Raw genomic sequence first — 23700 nt, 5'->3', positions numbered from 1 at the left:
CATGAAAAAAATAATTATCGCAGATGATGAGCACAAAATCCTCATGTCTCTAGAATATAGCTTTAGAAAAAGCGGTTATGATGTTTTTATCGCAAGAGACGGTACAGAAGTTTTAGATTTCCTAGAAACCATTACTCCCGATGTAATCTTGCTAGATATTATGATGCCAAACCTTGATGGATACAGCACTTTAGAAGAAATTAAAAAAAGAGAAAACCTTCACAACACGAAAGTTATTTTCTTGAGTGCAAAAAACAATCCTAGAGACATCGAAAAAGGATTAGAAATGGGAGCAGATGCTTATGTTACTAAACCTTACTCTATTAAAAAACTTATGCAACAGATAGAAGAAATGCTTTAAAACACTACTATAAAGGAATATTTACAAAAAAAACACAGAAAAACTATGGATACTAACGATTTATTTAAACGCAGCATAGAAAACAAAGAACAGTTTTGGACAGAACAAACAAAAGAAATCTCTTGGTTTGAATTTCCAAAAACGATTATTTCTGAAGATAAAAACAACTATACCCAATGGTTTGTAGACGGCAAACTAAACATGTCTTATTTATGCATAGACAAGCATATTGAAGATGGTTTTGCAGAAGAAATTGCGATTATTTACGACTCACCGGTAACCAATCAAAAACAAAAATTCACCTACAACCAGGCGAAAGAAGAAATATCAAAATTAGCAGGAGGATTAAAATCTCTAGGATTAAAAAAGGGAGATACCGCAGTAATTTACATGCCAATGATTCCACAAACTCTTTTTGCAATGTTGGCTTGTGCGAGAATCGGCGTTATCCACAATGTTGTTTTTGGAGGTTTTGCTCCGCACGAATTGGTGGTAAGAATCGACGATTGTAAACCAAAAGTTTTAATCACGGCAACAGCAGGTGTTGAAATAGCCAAAAGAATTCCTTACCTTCCTTTAGTGGAAAAAGCCATCGAACTTGCGCAAGACAAAGTGGATAACATTATCGTTTTCAACAGAAAGTTGGTTGAAAACCAAAGCGAAATGTTCGAAGGTTTGATTGATTACGAGGAATTGGTTTCCAAATCAGAACCGGCAGATTGTGTTTCTGTGGAATCAAATCACCCCTTATATCTTCTCTACACTTCCGGCACTACAGGAAAACCAAAAGGAATTGCAAGAGATACAGGAGGATATGCAACCGCCTTGAAGTTTTCTATGAAATACGTCTACGGAATTGAGCCCGGTGAAACTTTTTGGGCGGCTTCAGATTTTGGTTGGGCTGTTGGACACAGCTACACCGTTTACGGACCGCTTATCAACAGAAATAAAACCATTATCTTTGAAGGAAAACCTATTATGACGCCCGATGCGGGAACATTTTGGAGAATTATTTCCGAGTATAAAGTTGCTGCGATGTTTACCGCTCCTACCGCAATTAGAGCAATTAAAAAAGAAGACCCAGATGGAGAATTGGTGAAGAAATACGATTTAAGTCACTTCAAGAAACAGTTTTTAGCAGGTGAAAGATGCGATGTTGCAACTTTAGACTGGTTTGCAGAACACATCAATGTTCCCGCAATAGACCATTGGTGGCAGACAGAATCAGGTTCTCCTATGTTAGGATTAATAACTTTTGATGATGATTATAAAATTAAAAGAGCTTCCGCAGGAAAACCAATTCCGGGTTATGACATTAAAGTTTTTGACGAAAACGGATACGAACTAGATCCTCATCATGAAGGTTATCTAGTTATTAAACTTCCACTTCCTCCAGGTGCGCTTCTGGGAATTTGGAACGATTACGAAAGGTTCGATAAAAGCTACTTATCACAATTTAATGGCTATTATTTTTCCGGAGACGGAGCTATAAAAGATGAAGACGGCTACGTTTTCATCACCGGAAGAGTGGATGATGTGATCAATGTTGCAGGACACAGACTTTCGACGTCTGAAATGGAAGAAATCGTTTCTTCACATCCAGATGTCGCAGAATGTGCAGTTGTAGGTATTGATGATGAACTGAAAGGACAAATTCCTTTCGCTACCGTTGTTTTAAAAAATGGAGCAGAAATCTCTGAGGAAAATTTAGAAAAAGAAATCGTAAAAACGGTAAGAGAAAAAATTGGAGCGGTTGCTTGTCTTAAAAATGTGGCGGTTGTAAAAAGACTTCCAAAAACGCGTTCAGGAAAAATTTTAAGAAAACTGATCAGAACCATTATCGACGGAAAAGAATTCCAAATTCCTTCAACGATTGATGATGAGAAGATTATTGAGGAAATTCAGGAAAAGATTTTAGAATATAAAAATCCAAAATAAATGATTGACTTTTCTTAAAATAAAGGTTTGAAAAAATCAATTTTCAAGCTAATCAATAAACGACACACGAAATAAAAATAAATATCTAAAAAAAATTAAAATATGAGAAATTACGTGATTGAAGATTTACCACACTACTTTGAAGAGTATAAAAAATCTATCAAAAACCCTAAAAAATTCTGGGATAAAGTTGCTGATCAAAATTTTGTTTGGTACCAAAGATGGAGCAAAGTGGTAAAGTATGACATGAATGAAGCAAAAATCACTTGGTTTAAAGATGCAAAACTAAATATTACCAAAAACTGTTTAGATAGACATCTTTCGGTAAGAGGAGATAAAACAGCCATCATTTGGGAACCCAACGATCCAAAAGAAGAAGCACAGCATATTTCTTATCATGAGTTATACACCAGAGTAAACAAAACTGCCAATGTTTTGCGAGACATGGGAATTGAAAAAGGCGACAGGGTCTGCATCTACCTACCAATGATTCCAGAACTGGCAATTACCATGTTGGCTTGTGCAAAACTTGGAGCTGTTCATTCTGTAATTTTTGCAGGTTTTTCGGCTTCAGCTGTGGTTTCTAGAGTGAATGACTGCGGTGCGAAATTAATCATCACTTCAGACGGAAGTTATAGAGGAAGTAAAGTTTTAGATTTAAAATCAATCATCGATGAAGCTTTAGAAAAATGCCCAACAGTAGAAAAAACTCTAGTCGTAAAACGCACCCACAATGAAGTAAAAATGAAAGAAGGTAGAGATTTTTGGATGAATGACCTCTACGAACAAGCTTCTGCAGATTTTGTTACCGTAATTATGGATGCCGAAGACCCGTTATTTATTCTTTATACATCTGGATCTACGGGAAAACCTAAAGGAATGCTTCATACATGTGCAGGATACATGGTGTACTCTGCATACACATTCAAAAATGTTTTTAATTATCAGGAAAACGACATTTACTGGTGTACTGCAGACATTGGTTGGATTACAGGGCACTCTTACATTTTATACGGTCCGCTTTTAAACGGAGCAACCACAGTGATTTTTGAAGGAATCCCAACTTATCCAGAACCCGATAGATTTTGGGAAGTAATTGAAAAACATAAAGTAACACAATTCTACACTGCTCCAACCGCTATTCGTTCTTTAGCAAAAGAAAGCACGGAATGGGTAAGCAAACATAATTTAGACAGTTTAAGGGTAATTGGGTCGGTAGGTGAACCTATTAACGACGAAGCTTGGCATTGGTTTAACGACCACGTTGGACAAAAAAGATGCCCAATTGTAGATACTTGGTGGCAAACAGAAACCGGAGGAATCATGATCTCTCCTATTCCATTTGTAACCCCTACAAAACCAACATACGCCACACTTCCTTTACCAGGAATTCAGCCAGTTTTAATGGATGATAAACGCAATGAAATTACTGGAAATCAAGTGACAGGAAACTTATGCATTCGTTTTCCGTGGCCAGGTATCGCAAGAACCATTTGGGGAGATCACCAAAGATATAAAGAAACTTATTTTACGGCATTTCCAGGGAAATATTTCACTGGCGACGGCGCTTTGAGAGACGAAGTAGGTTATTACAGAATTACCGGTCGTGTAGACGATGTTATTATCGTTTCTGGTCACAATTTAGGAACTGCTCCAATTGAAGACAGCATCAACGAGCACCCTGCTGTTGCAGAATCTGCAATTGTAGGTTATCCTCACGACATTAAAGGAAGTGCATTGTACGGTTTTGTAATATTGAAAGAATCTGGAGAAGACAGAAACAAAGAAAATCTTGGAAAAGAAATCAATCAATTAATTTCTGATCAAATTGGCCCGATTGCTAAATTGGATAAAATTCAGTTTGTTTCCGGGCTTCCAAAAACACGTTCAGGAAAAATTATGCGTAGAATTTTGAGAAAAATCGCAGAGGGCGACTTCTCTAACTTTGGAGACACATCTACTCTATTAAACCCAGAAATTGTAGACGAAATTAAAAACGAAAGATTAGATTAATTCATTTCTCGTTTAAAAAATCTATCTAAAAAAAACGTCTGTTGTTAGCACAACAGGCGTTTTTAATTTCTCACTCAATAAATAATTATATAAGTAGATTTAATAACAAAAATAAATTAATGATAAATAATTCAAAAATATTTAACACAATTTAAAATAAATTACTTATCTTTACATTACCCTAAAGAACAAATATCATGTCCAGAATTATTACAGGTGTTTTTCAAAAGCACAGCGATTGTAAAAGACTCGAAATCGAGCTGGAAATGGCAGGTTTCGATAACGAAAGTTATATAGTTTATATCACAGAAGACCATCATGATGTTCCTTACATGACGAGTGTTCAAATCGATGATTCTGAACAGGAACAACGAGCAAGAAAAGTATTCAGTGAAAACTCTGTTTTAAACTGTTATTCATTTGAAAACATGAACATTAAAGACGCTACTTATTGTACCATCAAAAAGTACATCGATTCCAAAAACAAAACTGAACTTCACCCAAGTCACGATCTTAAATTTAAGAGTGCAACCGCCGGAATGGACTCTGAAGTAAAATTTTAAACAAACTAACTATAAAACTGATAACCGAAGATCCGCAGATTTATTCTGCGGATTTTTTTATTTTCAGGAATTGACAATTGGAGTTATTTTTCGTATTTTCGTTTACACAAAGACTTGAAAAATGAGTTATGACCTGGAACAAGAGAATAAAGAAATTCTCGCACGATATAAAGACCTGATTTCTAATACCTATCGTACTTTAGACGAAGAAAACAACAAATTAATTAGAAAAGCTTTCGATATCGCTTTGGACGCCCATAAAGACCAAAGAAGAAAATCGGGAGAACCTTACATATACCATCCTATTGCCGTGGCAAAAATTGTTGCCACAGAAATTGGTTTAGGCGCTACTTCAATCGCATGCGCTCTTCTGCATGACGTAATAGAAGATTCTGATTACACTTACGAAGATTTAAAGAAAATTTTCGGGGCAAGAATTGCAGAAATCGTAAATGGTCTTACCAAAATTTCGATCATGAACCACCAAAACATATCGGTTCAATCTGAAAACTATAGAAAACTGCTTCTTACTCTATCCGAAGACTTCCGAGTGATTTTAATTAAAATTGCCGACCGTCTTCACAACATGAGAACATTAGAAAGCATGGCTCCGGATAAGCAGAAAAAAATTGCTTCCGAGACTGTGTATATTTATGCTCCAATGGCGCACCGTTTAGGTTTATACAATATTAAATCTGAACTCGAAGATCTCTCTTTGAAATACAACAATCCAGACATCTTCAACGAGATCACACAAAAATTAGAACTCGCAAAAGAATCTCGTGAGAAATACATCCACGAATTTAAAAACGAAGTTTCTGAACGATTAAAAGATGAAGGTCTAAACTTTAGTATTAAAGGAAGAGCAAAAGCAATTTCCTCAATTTATAGAAAAATGCTGAAGCAAGGCGTTCCTTTTGAAGAAGTTTTCGACAACTATGCCATTAGAATTATTTATAAATCTGATGCAAAAAACGAAAAATTTCTTGCCTGGAAAATCTACTCTATCGTAACAGACGTATATCACTCCAACCCTTCCAGAATGCGTGACTGGATTACACAACCACGTTCTACCGGCTACGAAAGTTTACACTTAACGGTTTTAGGCCCTGATAGAAAATGGATTGAAGTTCAGATTCGTTCCGAAAGAATGGATGATATTGCCGAAAAAGGCGTTGCAGCACACTATAAATACAAAGAAGGCTACAAACAAAGTTCTGATGACAGAAATTTTGAAAAATGGGTTACCGAAATTAGAGATGTTTTAGAACAGCAGCAAAACCTTTCTACATCGGAGCTTTTAGACAATATCAAACTCAATCTATACTCTAAAGAAGTTTTTGTATTTACTCCAAAAGGTGAAATTAAAATTTTGCCAACCAATGCATCTGCTTTAGATTTTGCTTTTTCTGTACATTCAGATTTAGGAATGAAATGCCTTGGAGCAAAAATTAACGGAAAACTGGTCCCTATTTCTTACAAACTGCAAAACGGTGATCAAATTGATATTTTATCTTCTCAAAACCAAAAACCCAAAGCAGATTGGCTGGAATTTGTAGTTACTTCCAAAGCAAAATCAAAAATTAAAGGCTTTTTAAACTCTCAGAAAAACGTTTTAGTAGAAGAAGGAAAAGAAATTCTACAGAGAAAACTTCGCCATGCAAAAATTAATTTTAATGATGAAGAAATCAACAAACTGCAGAAGTTTTTCAATTTAAAAAGTTCGCAAGAATTATTTTTAAAATTCCAAACCAACGAGCTTGATGCAAGCAGTTTGAGAAAATATATAGAAAGTAAAAACGTTTTCAACAATTTACTTTCAAGGTTTAGAAAATCTCCTACCAAAAATGTTCATTACGAAGAACCTAAAGAACAGAATCTAGACATGATTGTTTTTGGCAAGGATGAAGAAAAGCTCAATTATTCTTACGCAAAATGTTGCACCGTAATTCCTGGTGATAAAATCTTCGGATTCATCACTATTTCAGACGGAATTAAAGTTCACAACGATGGCTGTCCAAACGCAATAAACCTTCGTGCTCAATATGATTACAGGGTAATTCCTGCAAAATGGGTGAATGCAGAAAGCTTTAAAAACAGAGTAAAAATTGAGATTGAGGGATTGGACAGAATGGGGATGATTAACGATATTACCACTGTAATTAGTGGAGCAATGGGAATGGATATGAAGAGCATGTCTATAGAATCTAATGACGGTATTTTTACAGGAAACATCAATCTTGAGGTAAAACATACCGGTCAGCTTGAAGAAACATTTAAAAAGCTGAAAGACATCAACGGCGTCTCTAGAGTACGCAGAATATAACAAAATGAATTTAACAATATACTTTAACAAATTTTTTAAAAGCAATCAATCCTCAGGAATTTTACTCATCTTCTGCGTTGCAATAGCATTGATTATTGCCAACTCTTCCTTCAACGAAAGCTTTTCTCAATTTTTAGACAAAAAAATTGGCACAGATCTTTTCCACCTAAAATACCCTGTAAGTATGTGGATAAATGATGGTCTTATGGCTATTTTTTTCCTACTGGTAGGCTTAGAAATAAAACGCGAATTAATAGAAGGCGAATTAGCAACCTTTAAAAAAGCGTCTTTGCCTATTTTTGCTGCAGTTGGTGGGATGCTCGTTCCTGCAGTTATTTTCTTTTTATTTAATTTTAAAACTGAATTTAGCAGTGGTTGGGGAATTCCGATGGCAACAGACATTGCGTTTTCTTTAGCTATTATTTCGCTTTTAGGCAATAGAATTCCGGGCTCTATTAAAGTATTTTTGGCAGCATTAGCAATTGTAGACGATTTGGGGGCTATTTTAGTGATTGCATTTTTCTACACCGATCAAATCGATGTGATTAGCTTATTGATTTCCTTCGGAATTGTTGGTTTTTTAGCCTTATTAAACTATTTCAAAGTGGAAAAGCTAGTTTTTTATTTAGTTCCGGGTGTTTTTCTATGGTATTTCCTTCATCATTCAGGAATTCATGCTACAATTGCAGGAGTTCTCCTTGCTTTTACCATTCCTACAAACGAGTCTAAGACTATCGTTTCTCCACTTGAAAAGCTGGAACACAAACTTAATTTACCCGTTAACTTTTTCATCATGCCAATTTTTGCATTAGCAAATACAAATATCAAATTTGAAAATGGTATGGTTGAAGGTTTAGGAAGTACTTTAGGACTAGGAATTATTACAGGTTTGGTTGCCGGAAAGTTTTTAGGCATTAATTTATTTTCCTATTTAGCAGTAAAACTTAAAGTAAGCAGTTTGCCGCAAAACAGTACTTGGATACATATGTGGGGAGTTGGTTTATTGGCAGGAATTGGTTTTACGATGTCTATCTTCATTGCTTTACTTTCGTTTAAAAACCATATCGATTTTCAAAATGAAGCTAAATTTGCAATCCTCATCGCGTCTTTGATTGCGGCAATTAGCGGATATTTTGTTTTGAAATTTTCTCATATTCGAAAAAGAAGAAAACTGGATAATAATTCAATATAAAACACAACAAAACCGGACGATTAATCGCCCGGTTTTCTATTTATTAAAAGACTTTTTACTTTTCTATAAACTTCCTTGTATGCTCTTCATCTGTCTCAAAATCTGGTTCTGACGTACCTGCAATAAAATGATCTGCTTCATTCTTAAGCTCATCTGAAAGCAGTTTTTCTATTCTCAACTTTCTAATCGCCATATTTAACTGATTTCCGAAAAGAAGAAGATATACGTTTACATTTACCCAAACCATAAGAAGAATCATGCTTCCAATAGACCCGTACAAGACATTGTATCTTGCTACATTTTTTACATATAAAGCGAAAACATAGGTGGTTAAGATAAAAAGCACCGTCGTTAAAATCGCTCCCGGAATCGCCTGTCTGAATCTCGTGATTTTCATTGTTCCAAGCCAATAAAACATAGCTAAAAGAATAAAATAAAAAATCGGGAACGAAACAAACCCAATAATCTTTGACAGGTTTTGTACCAGCCAAGAAATATTTGCACTTGGGGTAAAAAGTTTCATTACAACCTCTACATAATACACCCCGAAAAGCGACAGGAAAATAATCGTTACAAAGCCTACTGTAATAAAAAATGAGAGAATAAATTCTTTTACGTCGCTCAATTTTTCTTCCGAATTTTCATTAAAACCATTAATTAGCGCAAAAGTTCCGTTTGTAGCGAAAATTAATGCAAAAAGAATGGTATAATTACTAATTCCTTTCATATTAGGGATGATACTGTTTTCAATATACGTTCTTACATCTCCTTCAATATTACTCGGGAAAATATTATGCATTAGAACTTCAAAAATATAAAACTGAAGCTTATCGTAATGAGGCATATAAGGAATTACCGAAAGCAAGAAAAGAAGAAACGGAAACAAACTCAAGGTAAAGTTCCATGAAATTCCAGCCGCTTTTCTTCCTATTTTATCTTTAAAAATCCCGGCAAAATATATCTGAAACATTTCCCAAAGCGAGATACCAAGCAAAGGAATATGAATATCATCAAAAAATTTTTGAATTCTAAGTAGTATTGCGGGAGTTTTAATTGCCATGTTTCTATGAATACTAATCCAGTACCAAAATTTGAGTTTTTCAACTAACACTTATTAGTTTAGAGTAAAAATATAACAATTACAACGACTTTCAAAATATTGAAGCCGATAAGTCTGTTTTAAATTAAATATCTTTGCAGACAAAAGATAATAAAATGCGCATTTCTCTACTATGTATCGGCAAAACGGATGACAAAGAAATCACTTCTTTAATAAAATATTATCTCACTCGTTTACCAAAACATTGGAATTTTGAAATTATCGAAATCCCAGATGTACGAAATGCAAAAAACCTATCTCCAGATTTACTGAAAAAGGAAGAAGCAAAACTTTTCCTAAATCACATTGATAAAACCGATTCTGTTATTCTCTTAGATGAGAAAGGAAAGCAATTTACCAGCAGAGAATTTGCGCAAAAGATTGATAATTGGATGAATTCTTCGGTGAAGAAGATTCATATTCTTATTGGGGGCGCTTATGGTTTTTCGGATGAAATCTACAGCAGAGCCAACGAAAAAATGTCACTTTCTAAAATGACATTTACACACCAAATGATTCGGCTTTTTATTGTGGAACAGATTTACCGAGCAGACCAGATCTTGCAAGGTAAACCTTATCATAATGATTAATTTATTTCGCTTTTAAACCCAACTGTCTCTTTGCTTCGCCAACAACGAACGCAACCGAATTGGCAATATTAAAACTTCGAATAAGCTTAGACATCGGTATCGTAAGATGATTTTCAAAACGATCTAAAACATCTTTGCTTAAACCCACACTTTCTTTCCCAAAAACCAACCAATCTCCATCTTGAAAATCAATTTCAAGGTAAGATTTTTGCGCATGAGAACTCATCAAAAACACACGCGATTTATCCGGAACTACCGCAATCCATTCATCGACGTTTTGATATTCGGTGACATCTAAATGCACCCAATAATCTAATCCTGAACGTTTCAAATTTTTATCATCAATTAAAAAACCAAGCGGATGAATAAGGTGTAATCTACTTTCTGTTCCTACACACAATCTTCCAATATTTCCCGTATTATTAGGGATTTCTGGTTCTACCAATACGATATTTAGCATATTTATATTCATTAAAAAATGCCACTATTGCTAATGACATTTTGTATATATTTAAATTTATTTTTCTTAATAGTTTAATTCTGAACGGTTTGTTTTGCAATAACTTTTTTAGCTAAAAAAGAAAAAATAAGACCTATAATAATTCCCATAAAAGCACCCATCAAAACGTCTCCAGGAAAATGAACCGCCAAATAAATTCTACTGTAAGAAACTACTGCCGCCCAAACAAAAATAGCTATTGGAAACCACTTCAGTTTTCCCTTCAACAAAATACTTAGGTAAGTCGCTAGAAAAAATGTATTAGAAGCGTGAGCAGAATAAAATCCGTAATCACTTCCCGGAGTAACCACTTTTCTAAACAACCCCTGTAATTCTGGGTCTTTACAAGGTCTAAACCTTAAAAATCCATGCTTAAAAATACTTGCAACCTGGTCTGAAACGGTTGTACCCAAAGCAACAAATATCAAAATGAAGATAAAAGCTTTTAGGCTAAAATTTTTATAAAGCAAATAGCAAAGAATTACATACAAAGGAATCCAAACAAATCTCTCGGAAACAAGTTCCCAAAAAGCATCAAAAGGCTGGCTTCCCAAATTGTTTAAATAAAGAAAAAGTTCTTTATCTTTTAGTATAATTTCTTCCATTTATCGGCTTACTGGTCCTTCGTAAGAGTCGTCTTCAGAAGGTTTAATTACGGGTTTGTTGTCGGCAATTTCTTTAGGAGCTGCGTTGTTAATTTCATCTTCAAGATTTTTCATCGGGTTGAAATCTTTTGCAGCATCTTTTATTTTATCTATCTCCTTTTTGATATCAGAAACAGGATTATCTGTTTCTTTCAAAATCTCGGTTTTGATGTCTTCGACAGCGCCACGCATTTTTCGCACTCCAGAACCCAAATCTCGAGCAATCTGCGGTAGTTTATCGGGACCAAACAAAACGACGATTGCGATCACAATCAGAGCCATTTCTCCAAAACTTAATTCCATGCTGTAAAAATACGAAAGATTAAAGATAAAACTTAGGTTTCATTGCAATTTTAAAAAATTTTTAAGAATTCTTTTTCCCGAAAGCACGATAGGTAATCCCTACACTTACAGCCATCATAATGAAGGCTAAAAAGAAAGGAGCACCTGGAAATCTGAATGCTGCATTTTTTTCGCTAAAATGATAAAAAAGATTGGTCATCAATGGCGGACCAATAGTTGCTGTAACGCTCATTAAACTCGTTAAAGCACCTTGAAGTTCGCCTTGCTCATTGGCCGCAACATTCTTGGAAATTACAGACTGTAAAGCTGGCCCACAAATTCCGCCAAGACAGTAAGGAATTAAAATTACAAACATCATCCACCCTTCCGTGGCAAAAGAAAATAGAAGCATCCCTATTGCATAAAGAGCCAAACCTACATAAATACTTTTGTACTCTCCTAGTTTGGGTGTAGTATAGCGAATAAGCACTCCTTGAACCAAAGCTACAAGTAATCCTACAACTCCAAGAGAAATACCTACAGTAAGCTCATTCCATTTGAATTCGCTCATGGTAAAATAATTCCAATTGGTTTGTACCGCATGACCTGCAATATAAACTAAAAATAAACTTACCACCAAGCCCGAAATTTCAGGATGTTTTAAAAGAAATCTTAAAGAACCTACAGGATTTGCACGTTTCCAATCGAATTCTCTTCTTTTGTCTTTATCTAAACTTTCTGGAAGAATAAAATATCCGTAAAGAAAATTGATTAAACAAAGAACTGCCGCTGCGTAAAAAGGAATTCTAGCTCCGAAATATCCTAAAACTCCTCCCAAAAGAGGCCCTATAATAAAACCTAATCCGAAAGCTGCACCAATCATCCCAAAGTTTTTTGCACGGTCTTCATCGGTAGAAATATCGGCGATATACGCACTTGCTGTGGTGAAACTTGCACCCGTAATTCCGGCAATAACTCGTCCAACAAAAAGCAATTCAATATTAGGAGCTAATGCCAAAAAAATATAATCTACGGCAAAACCTAAAAGTGAAATTAAAATAATAGGTCTTCTTCCGTACTTATCACTTAAATTACCAATAACCGGAGAAAAAACAAACTGTGTAAAAGCATATGCAAAAGCCAGCCAACCACCGTATTTTGCAGCTTCTGTAACGTCGCCATGAATGAGCTCTTCTATCAATTTTGGAATTACAGGAATGATAATTCCCAGACCAATAACGTCTATTAAAAGAGTGATAAAAATAAAGCCAATTGCTGCACTTTTTTTTGATTTTTCCATAGGTTCAAAATTAATCAAAACTTATAGTTTTAGTGAAATTATTTGATGAACATTCAAAAAATATTCATCTCAAAACATAAAAAAAGGACTGCCTTTAAAAGACAGTCCGTAAAACTTAATCGTAGTTAAATTTATTTTGAAGTTGCCACTTCTTTATTTGTAGTAGACTTACCGTGTACGTCTTCTTCTTTACCTGTTTTCAAGAAATCGTAAGCAATTGCTGATGCTACGAAGATTGATGAGTAAGCTCCGAAAGCAATACCAATAAGTAGGGCAAACATGAATCCTCTAAGGTTGTCTCCTCCGAAGATGAAGATTGCTAAGATTACCAACAATACTGTAAATGTAGTGTTGAAAGTTCTACCTAAAGTACTAGAAATTGAATCGTCAAATAACCCTGCAAGAGTTACAGATTTTTTCTCTCTTAAATACTCTCTAATTCTATCGAAGATAATTACTGTATCGTTTATTGAGTAACCCAATACTGTAAGAATTGCCGCAACGAAATCTTGGTTAATCTCCATGTTGAAAGGCATGAATTTGTGAAGCAATGAATATGCTCCCAAAATGATTACCGCATCGTGGAATAACGCAGCAACCGCTCCTAAAGAGAACTGCCATTTTCTAAATCTTACCAAGATATAGATGAAGATTCCTGCTAATGCTGCAACTACCGCTAAAACACCGTGAGTAACGATATCATCCGCTACAGTAGGGCCTACTTTCTCAGAAGAAATAATACCAGTTGTACCTTTATCTGCCGCTTTGAAATCTTCAAAAGTAAGATTTGCTGGAAGTTGAGTTTTTAAACCTTCATAAAGTTTTTTCTCAATAGTTTGGTCAGCTTTCAAAGACTCATCGTTGATAAGGTAATCTGTAGAAATTTTCAATTGCTTGTCGTTTCCGAAAGTTTTAGCTTCAACAGAAGAGTTTTTACCGTCTTCAGTTTTGAAAAGTTTCACTAAATCTTCTTCAACTTGGTTAGCATTTACATTTTTATCAAATCTTACCACATAGTTTCTACCACCTGTAAAGTCGATACCGTATTTGAAACCGTTTGTAAAGATTGAAACTAAACTGATAATGGTAAGAACGGCAGAAACAGCGTAAGCGATTTTTCTCTTTCCGATAAAATCAATCCAAGTATTTCTGAATAAGTTTTTCGTTGGAGCAGTCCAAACAGAAAGGCCTTTTCCTTTTTCAAGTCTAGTAAAGATCATTACTCTAGACAATGCAACCGAAGTGAACAATGTCATAACGATACCAATCATTAATGTTAATGCGAAACCTTTAATAGGTCCTGTTCCAAAGAAGAACAATACTACCGCAGTAAGCAAAGTTGTTAAGTGACCGTCAATAATCGCACTCAATGCGTGTTTGAAACCATCTTTGTAAGCTTCAAGAATACTTTTACCTGCGAAAAGTTCTTCTTTAGTTCTTTCGTAAATAATTACGTTCGTATCTACCGCCATTGCCATGGTAAGAACCATACCTGCGATACCAGGAAGCGTAAGTGTGAAATCACCAGAATCCATAATTCCGAAGATATAGAAAATGTTGATCACCATCGCGATTACCGCATAAACACCTGCTCCACCGTAATAGAAAATAATGTAAACGATAATGATAAGGAATGCGATAGCAAAAGACATCATCCCTGCATCAATAGACTCTTGTCCTAATGAAGGGCCAACTTGTGTAGCCTGAACAACTTTAGCACCTGCAGGAAGTTTACCTGCTCCTAACACGTCTACCAATTCTTTAGCTTCTTCTTGAGAGAAGTTTCCAGAGATTTGAGTTCTACCGTTAGGAATTGCACCTACAACATTTGGCGCAGTATAAACGTTACCATCAAGCGTTACAGCTACAGGCTTACCAACGTTTCTTTCGGTAAGAGTTTTCCACTCTTTTGCACCTTTAGAATCCATCTGCATATCTACAACGATTCTTCCTAAATCATCATAGCTAATTTTTGCAGTTTCAACTGCACCGTCTACTGGCGCTTTTTGATTGATATTTCCTCTGATTGCGTAAAGAACAAGATCCTCCGGAGAAGTAGATTCCGGCTTGTAACCCCACATAAACTGAGTATATTTTAAGTTTGCAGGTCTTAAAGACTGAGCAACTTTGCTGTTTAAAATTTTGTTTACTGCAGCAGTATCAGTAAGTTTAATGTTTCCAACTCCGTTTGCTTGAAGTTTCTCTAACTGCAGAAGTTTCATCAAATCTGTCTTCTTAGAAATACCGATTGAATCACCTTTAGCAGAAATCATAGCACTTACACTTTGTAAGTAAGGCACAACTTCCTGAGCTTGTTGCACTTCCCAGAACTGTAGTTTTGCAGAAGTCTGAAGCATTTTCTTCACTTTGTCGATGTCTTTCATACCCGGCATTTCTACAGAAATTCTTGCAGTTCCTGGTACTCTTTGTACATTCGGCTGAATTGCACCTACCTTATCGATTCTGGTTCTGATTACTTCAAAAGCAGTCCCTACAGAAAGGTCGATTCTTTTTCTGATAATACTTTTGATTTGCTCATCTGGAGTATCATATTTAATTTCAGAAAGATTTGTATTTCCGAAAATTTCTGTGTCTGCAAGCTTAAGGTTTGTACCTTTTTCTTTGTTTACAGCATCAAATTGAACAAAAAAGTTGTCGATGTAAGATTTTGTAGAATTTTTCTGAACTTCATCGGTTCTGTTTAGAGCCTCAATAAGAACTGGATTGGTAGAAAAATTGGTTAAATCGTTAATCAAATCTCTTTGATTGATTTCCAATAGAACGTTGATCCCTCCTTTCAAGTCGAGACCCAATTTCATTTCTTTGTCTTTAGCTTTAGCATAAGTAAGCTCTGTGTAACCGAGATTCAGAGTCTCTTCTTTAAGTCTCTTGATTTCTCTTTCGTTCCCTTTCGCAGCTTCGATCTGCGAATCAATTTTGCTGGCGTACCAGGTTGGAATAAGCTCGTTAAGGCAAATCAACCCCAGGACAATAGCAACAATTGTAATAAGTCCTTTTCCTTGCATTTTGTTATAACTACGTTAAATTAAGTCGGCAAATATAACAATTTAATTGTATTTTTTTTGATTTTTTAACAATAGAAATCGTTTATTTTCAGAGAAATTCATATAAATCTAATGGATAGAAAAAACCGTTTTTAGAATTCCACAAAACATAATTGACTTTTCTTCAACAATTCAATAATTCATTAAACCGTTAAATATCAAATCAATATCAATAAAATCGATTGAAAATAAAACTTAAAATGAGGAAATATTAGACTTTTTAAGGATGAAAATCAAGCCCAAAACCAACGGAAAAGAGCATAAAACTCTTATTTGGAAAGAAAATCGCTCCACTTCGCCATCAAAAAGATGATTTGGAACGAAGAGTGTAAAAATGATAGAAATTACGAACAAAAACAGTTCAAAAAAACTTAAATGAGACTTTTTATTTTTTGGAAATTGATACATCTGCAAAATCCAAAAGACCAAAAACAACATCACGAAAGGAAAAGTCCAAATTCTATACGTATCGTAGGCAATTGCATGAAGCAAAAGCGGAGAAAAACAAACCGCAATCAACAATAAAAACAAGTCTAATTTCTTTTTAAAATCAAAAAATTTGAAGATAAAAAGTGTCATTGCCAACATTGGAATTCCGTATAAAATAGTACAAGTTGAGACAAAAACTCTTTGAAAAAAATGCGGACTTTGCGCTTCCCATTGATAGGAAAAAGATTTCGTAAAACCAGAGACAACAGAATCAGCAGGATTTTCTTCAATAAAAGAATATTGTTTTAGATAATTAAAAACTTTTGCGTGTTGCAAAGATTCACCATCATAAAATAGAAAAATTGACAATAAAGCCAATAATGGAAAACTTAAAAACTGTAAAGTCTGAAAAAAATTTTCCTTTTTTACAAGTAATTTTAAGGAAAAACCTTCTGAAGAAATTTGCGAAATCATCAATGCAAAAACACTGATTGGCATTAAAATGAAAAAAGAAATTTCATGAATTAAAACCGAAAAAGCTGAAAGCAAAGAAGCTATAAAAATTTTCTTTTTACGAATTAAAAACACAGTTAAAATCGTGAATAATAAGATCAAATGGTCTAAATACCCGATTAAATGCGCCGAAAAAATGATGTATTGCGAAGAAAAAAACAGCAGATAAAACAGTATTTTCTTTACTTCAAACTCTTTTTTGAAAATCTCCTTTCCTGAAATTAATAAAAATAAAAAATACAGCGTAAAAAGAATAATTGCAGATAAAACTGTAATGCTAAGTTCCGTTTTTGGGAATAACCAACCGAAAATTTCTCCTGCTAAACCTCTTTTAATAAATCCAAAACGATAATCCATCAACCAATGCGATTCTGCCCAATCGTTGGGAAATCGCAAGGTTTTACTTACACTGAAAACCAATGCATACAGTAAAATTAGAAAAACAGAAATTCTGCTTTTCATAATTTTAGATAGTCATAGAGAAAATTCTGGTTTCGGGCTTGTTTCGCATCATTCTCAAATCGAAAACCATGGCAACATTTCTGGTAAAAGCTCTTCCTTTTTCTGTAATTTTGACTTGTTTCCCTGAAATTTCTACCAAACCGTCGTTTTCCATTTCAGACAACATTTCTAAAGCGTTATCAAGTTCTGCGAAAGAATTAGCTTCGGTAAATTCAGTTTGTAACTGACACATTAAATTTAAAATATGTCTTCTTACAGAAAGGTCTTCTTCGTTCAAAATATGACCTTTTACCACAGGAATTTCGCCTTTTTCAACCATTATTTGGTACTCTTCCACCGTTTTCACATTTTGTGCAAATGCATACCAAGAATCTGAAATCGCAGACATTCCCAAACCAACCATAAGCTGAGTTTTACTCGACGTATAGCCCATAAAATTACGATGAAGTTTACGTTCCTGCATCGATTGGTACAAATCATCATGTTCCAAAGAGAAATGGTCCATCCCAACTTCAATGTAACCTAATTCTTCCAAAAGTTTTTTGCCGTTTTCGTAAAGTTTTCTTTTTTCTTCACCACTTGGAAGGTCGTTTTCATCAAAACCTCTTTGCCCAACTCCCTTTACCCACGGAACGTGTGCATAAGAATAAAAAGCAAGTCTGTCTGGTTTCAATTCCATAGTTTTTCTAATGGTATTTTCCATCGCTTCCCAATTTTGGTGCGGAAGACCAAAAACCAAATCATGGCTAATTCCTCTATATCCTATCTCACGAGCAAATTCTGTAACTTCTTTTACTTTTTCGTAAGACTGAATTCTGTTGATGGCTTTCTGAACTTTCGGGTCATAATCTTGAACCCCAAAACTTACTCTTCTAAACCCTAAATCGTACAAAGTTTGCAAATGCTCTTTTGTCGTATTATTGGGATGCCCTTCAAAAGAAAATTCTGGATGTTCGGCTATTTCAACGGTTTCAAAAATACCTTCCAACAAAGTTTTTAAATTCGCAGGAGAGAAAAAAGTTGGTGTACCGCCTCCTAAATGAAGTTCTTTAAGTTTTGGTTTTTCTGAAAATAGTTTTAAATATAAATTCCATTCTTTTAAAACAGATTCCAAATACGGAATTTCTACGCTGTGTTGCTTTGTAATTCTTTTATGACATGCACAAAACGTACATAAAGCTTCACAAAAAGGAAGGTGAATATAAATTGAAATACCTTCTTCTGCATTGCTTTCGTTGAAAGACCTAATTACCGTTTGCTTGTATTGTTCTGCCGAAAAAGAACTTTCGTCCCAATACGGAACGGTTGGATAAGATGTGTAACGAGGTCCTGGAATATTATATTTATCTACTAAAGAATTCATGTGAAAAAATTTGAAATCCTATTTTTAACAATAGGTATGCAAAATTACTCATTAATGCTGAATAATAAATGAGAGATCTTAGGTTTTTGTAAAATCTTTATTTTGTAATGAGTTTATAGACTTCGTTTGCAAAATTTACACCTAAATCTATGTAACTAGTGCTGTCGTAATGCCATGTATCACTGTAATTATAATTTTTTGTAGATCGTACGATGGCTGCTTTTTTATCTTTTTTCACGAAATTCTCCTGTTCATTCATCACGATATCACCAAAAGCCCAAACTTTTCCCTTATCATTTCTTCCAGAGTCTGATATTTTACCAATTACAACAGGTACATCGTCTTTACGCAAACTCGCCCTCATTAAATTCATTAATTCATGGAGATGATCTTCATATTTTTCTGCAACTTCCTTGGTAAAACCAGCATCGCTTTCGCCTTGCATCCACAAAATACCAGAAGGAACTACCTCGTCTTTTTTCCCATCTTTATCGATATCCCACTCCTGTAAAGCCAAGTTTACCGTAGTAAGATAATGATCGTATTGATTAATCCCATCTAAACTACGAAAATCAGGTTCCCAACATCCGAAATTTGCTTTAGCTAAACTATCGACCGAAGTTCCTTCTTTTGCATATTTTATTAAAGCTATTTTATCTTTAGGGAAAAGCTCTTTCAATCTTTTGGCGAGAGACATTTCAAGTCCGAAACGATCTGAAAGAATGTTCTTTTTTCCATCAAACTTAAAACCCGTTCCATGACCGGGCTTTAATGATTCCCACTTTCCTAAACCTCCTTTTTTATCTCCATCGGAAGCTGTAGTTCCCTGAAAGATATAAACGTCTTTAATATCTTTTAAATCGTCTGGTAAATCTTTATTATACCCAAAACCATTCATATTCGACTGCCCCGCCAAAACAAAAACTCTAACTTTCTGAGCCGAAAAAATTAAAGGTAAAAAACAAAGTGAAAGTATTTTTATTTTTTTCATTTTAAAATAATACTAAGGTTAAATTCAAACTCTACACAGTTAAAAAAGAAATTATTTGAAAATAATTTTTGCTTTCACTACCCTATCTTTTCCTGCAAAAACTACGGTATTTCCGTCAATCCATTCGCAAACGAAGAAACCTTTTTCGTCGGAAATTTTCGTCCAGGTTTTCCCGAAATCAGAAGAATAAGAAATATGTTGGTCACCTACGGAAATAATTTCTTTTCCTTTTGATCCTGGTTTTATTTTCACACAAGTGGTGTAGCCAGCATTTTTTCCAGAAGCTTGAATTTGCCACGTTTTACCTGCATCGGTAGATGTTGCGATATTGTTGATGTTATCCGACTGTTTGGTGTAATCTCCTCCCACTGCAATTCCAAATTTATCATTTGCAAAATCTATAGAATAAATTCCTTGCGAAGAAACTCCTTGAACGAAAGGCGTTGTAAAAGCTTCTAATTTTTCATTTTTTAAATTCAACCGAATGATTCTTGAAGAATTTCCTCCGGTAGCAATCCAAACATAATTTTTAGAAGATGCAATATTGGTATTACTTGCTGCAAAAGCTGCTTCGCCAACATTTAATTTTAAATAGTTATAATCTTTTTTTACAAACAGACCATTTTCAACTTTGAAATTTAAAAACTTCAGATTTAGTTGATTTGTGGGGTCAGAAAATGTATAAAAGCCTTTTTCATTAGAATGTAAAGCATCATAAAAAGCTGTTTTCGCAGAGTCTTTATACACAACAGTATGCTTTAAACTTTTTTTATCAATTCTAAAAAAATATGCAGGACTCTCTATATTAATCGTATAAAATGCATTTTTATCTTGTGCTAAAGTTCGAAACTGCAACTTTTCTTCAGACAGCTTTATTTGTTTTTGATTTTTAGCGTTTTTTAAATCAACATATCCGAATTTAGAATCCGTTCCGCTATACCAGATTTTATTATCATACACTTCTAAAGCACGAATGCTAATTTTATCGGAAAGAAGTGTTTCAAAACTTTCAATTTTCTGTGCAAAAGAAATTACAGAAACCGAAAGACAAAAAGTTGTGATCAGTTTTTTCATAGTAACAAAAATAAAAAATCCACAGTACGAACTGTGGATTTATGGTATATATTTTTAAAAATCTTAAAGATCAAGATCTGGTTTTTCCAAAGGCTCTTGTTCAGCTTTGAAGGTTTCTCCGAATCCTACTTTGTGAAGTTTAGAATTTCTTAAACTGTACGTAAAATAGATTACAACCCCAATTGCTAACCAACCTAGAGATAAATATTTCGCTTCGTGGCTTAAGTTCCAGATTAAATATAGATTAATCGCAATACCTAAAGTTGCAATTACAGGCAATGCAGGAACTTTGAAGTTTCTTGGTAAGTTTGGTTCTTTCTTTCTTAAAATCCAAACCGCAACACAAACCATTGTAAAGGCGAATAGAGTTCCGAAACTTGTCATATCTGCTAATTTACTGATGGGTGTAAACGCTGCAACAGTAGCAATTACAACTCCCAAAATCATTAAACTTTTTGCTGGAGTTTTTCTTACCGGGTGCAAATCGCTGAACATTTTAGGAATCAAACCATCTTTAGACATTCCTAGGAAAATTCTAGACTGTCCCATAATCATTACCATCAATACAGAAACCAAACCAACAGTTGCTGCAATTGTAATGATGTAACCTGCCCAACCTTGACCAGCAATTTCGAAAGCATACGCAACAGGCGCTTTAATTGCATCTGGGTATTTACCTTGAGGATTAAAGTCTGAATAATGCATCATCCCAGTTAAAACCAAAGACACCAAAATATAAAGACCTGTACAAACCAAAAGTGAAACGATAATTGCAAAAGGAACATCTTTTTTAGGATTGATAGCCTCTCCCGCTTGAGTAGAAACGGCATCAAAACCTACATATGCAAAGAAGATTGCAGCGGCTCCGGAAATAATACCTTGAATACCGTAAGCTTCTTTTGTTTTATCACCTTCCATCACTTCTTGAACAGCAGGAATAAAAGGATTCCAGTTTTCTGCATTAATAAAGAAAGCACCCGCGATAATAACGAATAAAACTGCAGAAACCTTCATGATTACGATCAAGTTGTTGGCTTTTGCAGCTTCTTTTGTTCCTTTAATAAGAATTGAAATAACAAATAGTACGATTAAAAATGCAGGAAGATTCATAGAAAATCCTTCTCCCGCGTAACTTGCAGGGTCTGATGTAAGATAGTCTGGTAAATGAAGACCAAACATCTTCAAGAGTTTATTAAAATATCCCGACCATGAAACGGCAACCGTCATTGATCCCATCGCATATTCGAGGATGAGCCCCCAACCGATAATCCAAGCAAAAATTTCTCCCACAGTTCCGTATGCATAGGCATAAGCCGAACCTTCAACAGGTAAAATAGATGCAAATTCTGAATAACAAAGTGCGGCAAAAACGCACGCAATACCTGCGATAATGAACGAAACCGCCAATGCAGGTCCTGCATGATAGTAAGCTCCAGTTCCGGTAAGTACAAAAATTCCTCCGCCGATGATAGCTCCGATTCCGATCGCAGTAAGGCTCCATTTTCCTAGAACTCTTTTCAGCTCACTGCTTTTAAGATCTGCCTCAAAAGCACTCATTGGCTTTTTGGTCCAAATTTTAGACATAAGTTTTTTTTATTTATTTAAAGATTTACGAAAATATAAAAAATTTAGAAATATTAACGGTCATTACCAACTTTTAAAATAAAAACTTTAAATATCGGCAATAATAAATTCACTATCAATTCTTTTAGCAGAATTATACAGCATATTTTTTTTACATATTTTTGCAATAATGAACCTCTATGACCTCTTCATAAAACCCTACGAAAACTACACAACAAGCCAGATTGCATTAGAATCTGCAGGAACTGTTTTCGGAATTCTTAGCGTTTATTTTTCTGTAAAGAAAAATATTTGGGTCTATCCTACCGGAATTATTTCTACGGTAATTTATGTTTATATTTTATTCAATTCTGGGCTTTTGGGAGATTGTCTCATTAATGTTTATTACACGGCGATGAGTATTTATGGCTGGATTTTATGGTCTCGTCACTCAGAAGATCAAATTCATGTAGAAGTTGAACCTGCAAATCGTAAAGATTGGATTTCAAGCGGGACTCTTTTCTTTATTAGTGCGATTTTGGTAACCTTTGTTTATTATTTCAAACCATTTATAGACAATCATTTTTCTGCAGAAGGCATCAATTTAGGATTATATCATCTTGATTGGGGAAATTGGCTAGACGTTTTCACCACTTCGACATTTTTAGTCGGAATGTGGTTGATGGCGAAAAGACGTGTAGAGAACTGGTATTTTTGGATTATTGGAGATCTTATTTGTATTCCAATGATGCTTCATAGAGAACTGGGTATAACTTCGGTGCAATATTTGGTATTTACTTTGATGGCCATTAACGGTTTATTAGAATGGCAAAAAAGTTTACAAAAGAAAATTTAAGAAAATGAAAAATTTAGTTAACATATCTCTAAGTTTAATAACCTTTCTGAGCCTTTCTTCGTGTGCAGTTTATACAGACACAGGATACGGCTATGGAGATCCATACTACGACAGTGGATATTATTATGCTCCAAGTAATTATTATGGAGGAGGTGGTTATTGGGGAAATGATGGATATTACTACAGAAACGACATCCACTATTACTACGATTCTGGAAGACCTTATTATTATGGAAATGGCAGACAGAAAGTATATATAGAAAGACGTTCAAACGGAAACAACAACCCAAGAGGAGGAAATTACGGCTTCCAAAATAAAGGAAATAATTCTAACCAGAATAATAATCCAAGAAGAAATAACGGCTTCAAAAATACTCCTCAAAACCAACAGTCGCAACCAAGAAATAACGGCGGAAGTTTTAGAAATAATTCAAACGGAAATAGCAACCGTGGGAATTCAGGAGGTTTTAGGAATGGAAACGACAATAACCGACAAAATAATTCTTCAAACAACGGAAGGTCAAACGGAAACGGTTTCAGACGATAACAATTCTAAATAAGTAGCGAATAGCAATGT

20 protein-coding genes are annotated in these 23700 nt (G+C 34.6%); 9 read left to right on the top strand and 11 right to left on the bottom strand.

Annotated features, from left to right (window positions below; translation table 11 throughout):
- Window position 1: 1 nt before the first annotated feature.
- From AC2A1D_RS06495 to nhaA, 6 genes are all read left to right on the top strand, one after another.
- Window positions 2-361 (top strand): response regulator transcription factor, encoded by a 360-nt coding sequence (locus tag AC2A1D_RS06495; RefSeq protein ID WP_484042819.1) that lies wholly within the window; start codon window positions 2-4, stop codon window positions 359-361.
- Between the two features lie 9 nt (window positions 362-370).
- Window positions 371-2299 (top strand): AMP-binding protein, encoded by a 1929-nt coding sequence (locus tag AC2A1D_RS06490; protein WP_484042861.1) that lies wholly within the window; start codon window positions 371-373, stop codon window positions 2297-2299.
- Window positions 2300-2401: 102 nt separating this feature from the next.
- Window positions 2402-4312 (top strand): acetate--CoA ligase, encoded by a 1911-nt coding sequence (gene acs / locus AC2A1D_RS06485; protein WP_484042818.1) that lies wholly within the window; start codon window positions 2402-2404, stop codon window positions 4310-4312.
- A 197-nt stretch (window positions 4313-4509) separates the two neighbouring features.
- A complete protein-coding gene (locus AC2A1D_RS06480; RefSeq protein ID WP_484042817.1) occupies window positions 4510-4875 on the top strand; it encodes a hypothetical protein in 366 nt (121 codons plus the stop codon).
- Window positions 4876-4996: 121 nt separating this feature from the next.
- The gene (locus AC2A1D_RS06475; RefSeq protein ID WP_484042816.1) at window positions 4997-7201 is read left to right on the top strand and encodes a RelA/SpoT family protein; all 2205 of its coding nucleotides are present in this window, start codon (window positions 4997-4999) and stop codon (window positions 7199-7201) included.
- A 4-nt stretch (window positions 7202-7205) separates the two neighbouring features.
- A complete protein-coding gene (gene nhaA, locus AC2A1D_RS06470; protein WP_484042815.1) occupies window positions 7206-8393 on the top strand; it encodes a Na+/H+ antiporter NhaA in 1188 nt (395 codons plus the stop codon).
- A 55-nt stretch (window positions 8394-8448) separates the two neighbouring features.
- Here the strand turns inward: nhaA and AC2A1D_RS06465 are convergent, their stop codons facing one another.
- Window positions 8449-9453: a YihY/virulence factor BrkB family protein gene (locus AC2A1D_RS06465; protein WP_484042814.1), complete on the bottom strand. Its 1005-nt coding sequence runs from the start codon at window positions 9451-9453 to the stop codon at window positions 8449-8451.
- Window positions 9454-9608: 155 nt separating this feature from the next.
- On the opposite strand from AC2A1D_RS06465, the gene AC2A1D_RS06460 reads away from it, so the two are divergent.
- A complete protein-coding gene (locus AC2A1D_RS06460) occupies window positions 9609-10082 on the top strand; it encodes a 23S rRNA (pseudouridine(1915)-N(3))-methyltransferase RlmH (RefSeq protein ID WP_484042813.1) in 474 nt (157 codons plus the stop codon).
- Window position 10083: 1 nt separating this feature from the next.
- Here AC2A1D_RS06460 and AC2A1D_RS06455 read toward each other — a convergent pair whose 3' ends face one another.
- From AC2A1D_RS06455 to AC2A1D_RS06410, 10 genes are all read right to left on the bottom strand, one after another.
- Window positions 10084-10542: a tRNA (cytidine(34)-2'-O)-methyltransferase gene (locus tag AC2A1D_RS06455; protein WP_484042812.1), complete on the bottom strand. Its 459-nt coding sequence runs from the start codon at window positions 10540-10542 to the stop codon at window positions 10084-10086.
- Window positions 10543-10616: 74 nt separating this feature from the next.
- Complete coding sequence (locus tag AC2A1D_RS06450) at window positions 10617-11186, bottom strand: phosphatase PAP2 family protein (RefSeq protein WP_484042811.1); 570 nt, start codon at window positions 11184-11186, stop codon at window positions 10617-10619.
- Window positions 11187-11528 carry a Sec-independent protein translocase subunit TatA/TatB gene (locus AC2A1D_RS06445; protein WP_484042810.1) on the bottom strand — a complete coding sequence of 114 codons (342 nt, stop codon included), beginning with the start codon at window positions 11526-11528 and terminating at the stop codon, window positions 11187-11189.
- Between the two features lie 61 nt (window positions 11529-11589).
- On the bottom strand, window positions 11590-12807 hold the full coding sequence (locus AC2A1D_RS06440; RefSeq protein WP_484042809.1) for a TCR/Tet family MFS transporter: 1218 nt from the start codon (window positions 12805-12807) through the stop codon (window positions 11590-11592).
- 131 nt (window positions 12808-12938) lie between these two features.
- Window positions 12939-15833 (bottom strand): protein translocase subunit SecD, encoded by a 2895-nt coding sequence (gene secD / locus AC2A1D_RS06435; RefSeq protein WP_484042808.1) that lies wholly within the window; start codon window positions 15831-15833, stop codon window positions 12939-12941.
- Between the two features lie 234 nt (window positions 15834-16067).
- Window positions 16068-17276 carry a hypothetical protein gene (locus AC2A1D_RS06430; protein WP_484042807.1) on the bottom strand — a complete coding sequence of 403 codons (1209 nt, stop codon included), beginning with the start codon at window positions 17274-17276 and terminating at the stop codon, window positions 16068-16070.
- Between the two features lie 4 nt (window positions 17277-17280).
- Complete coding sequence (hemN, locus tag AC2A1D_RS06425; protein WP_484042806.1) at window positions 17281-18639, bottom strand: oxygen-independent coproporphyrinogen III oxidase; 1359 nt, start codon at window positions 18637-18639, stop codon at window positions 17281-17283.
- A gap of 97 nt (window positions 18640-18736) precedes the next feature.
- Complete coding sequence (locus AC2A1D_RS06420) at window positions 18737-19630, bottom strand: sialate O-acetylesterase (RefSeq protein WP_484042805.1); 894 nt, start codon at window positions 19628-19630, stop codon at window positions 18737-18739.
- Between the two features lie 51 nt (window positions 19631-19681).
- Entirely contained in the window at window positions 19682-20704 is a 1023-nt protein-coding gene (locus tag AC2A1D_RS06415) for a WD40/YVTN/BNR-like repeat-containing protein (protein WP_484042804.1), read from the bottom strand.
- Between the two features lie 63 nt (window positions 20705-20767).
- Window positions 20768-22288: an APC family permease gene (locus tag AC2A1D_RS06410; RefSeq protein WP_484042803.1), complete on the bottom strand. Its 1521-nt coding sequence runs from the start codon at window positions 22286-22288 to the stop codon at window positions 20768-20770.
- A gap of 169 nt (window positions 22289-22457) precedes the next feature.
- Between AC2A1D_RS06410 and pnuC the strand changes: the two genes are divergently transcribed.
- Both pnuC and AC2A1D_RS06400 read left to right on the top strand, forming a co-directional pair.
- Window positions 22458-23123 (top strand): nicotinamide riboside transporter PnuC, encoded by a 666-nt coding sequence (pnuC, locus tag AC2A1D_RS06405; protein ID WP_484042802.1) that lies wholly within the window; start codon window positions 22458-22460, stop codon window positions 23121-23123.
- A gap of 4 nt (window positions 23124-23127) precedes the next feature.
- On the top strand, window positions 23128-23670 hold the full coding sequence (locus AC2A1D_RS06400; RefSeq protein ID WP_484042801.1) for a hypothetical protein: 543 nt from the start codon (window positions 23128-23130) through the stop codon (window positions 23668-23670).
- Window positions 23671-23700: the final 30 nt, after the last annotated feature.

This window comes from Chryseobacterium sp. HNCC26DJ239 (genome assembly GCF_057180445.1).
This window is presented reverse-complemented; position numbering and strand designations above follow the sequence as displayed.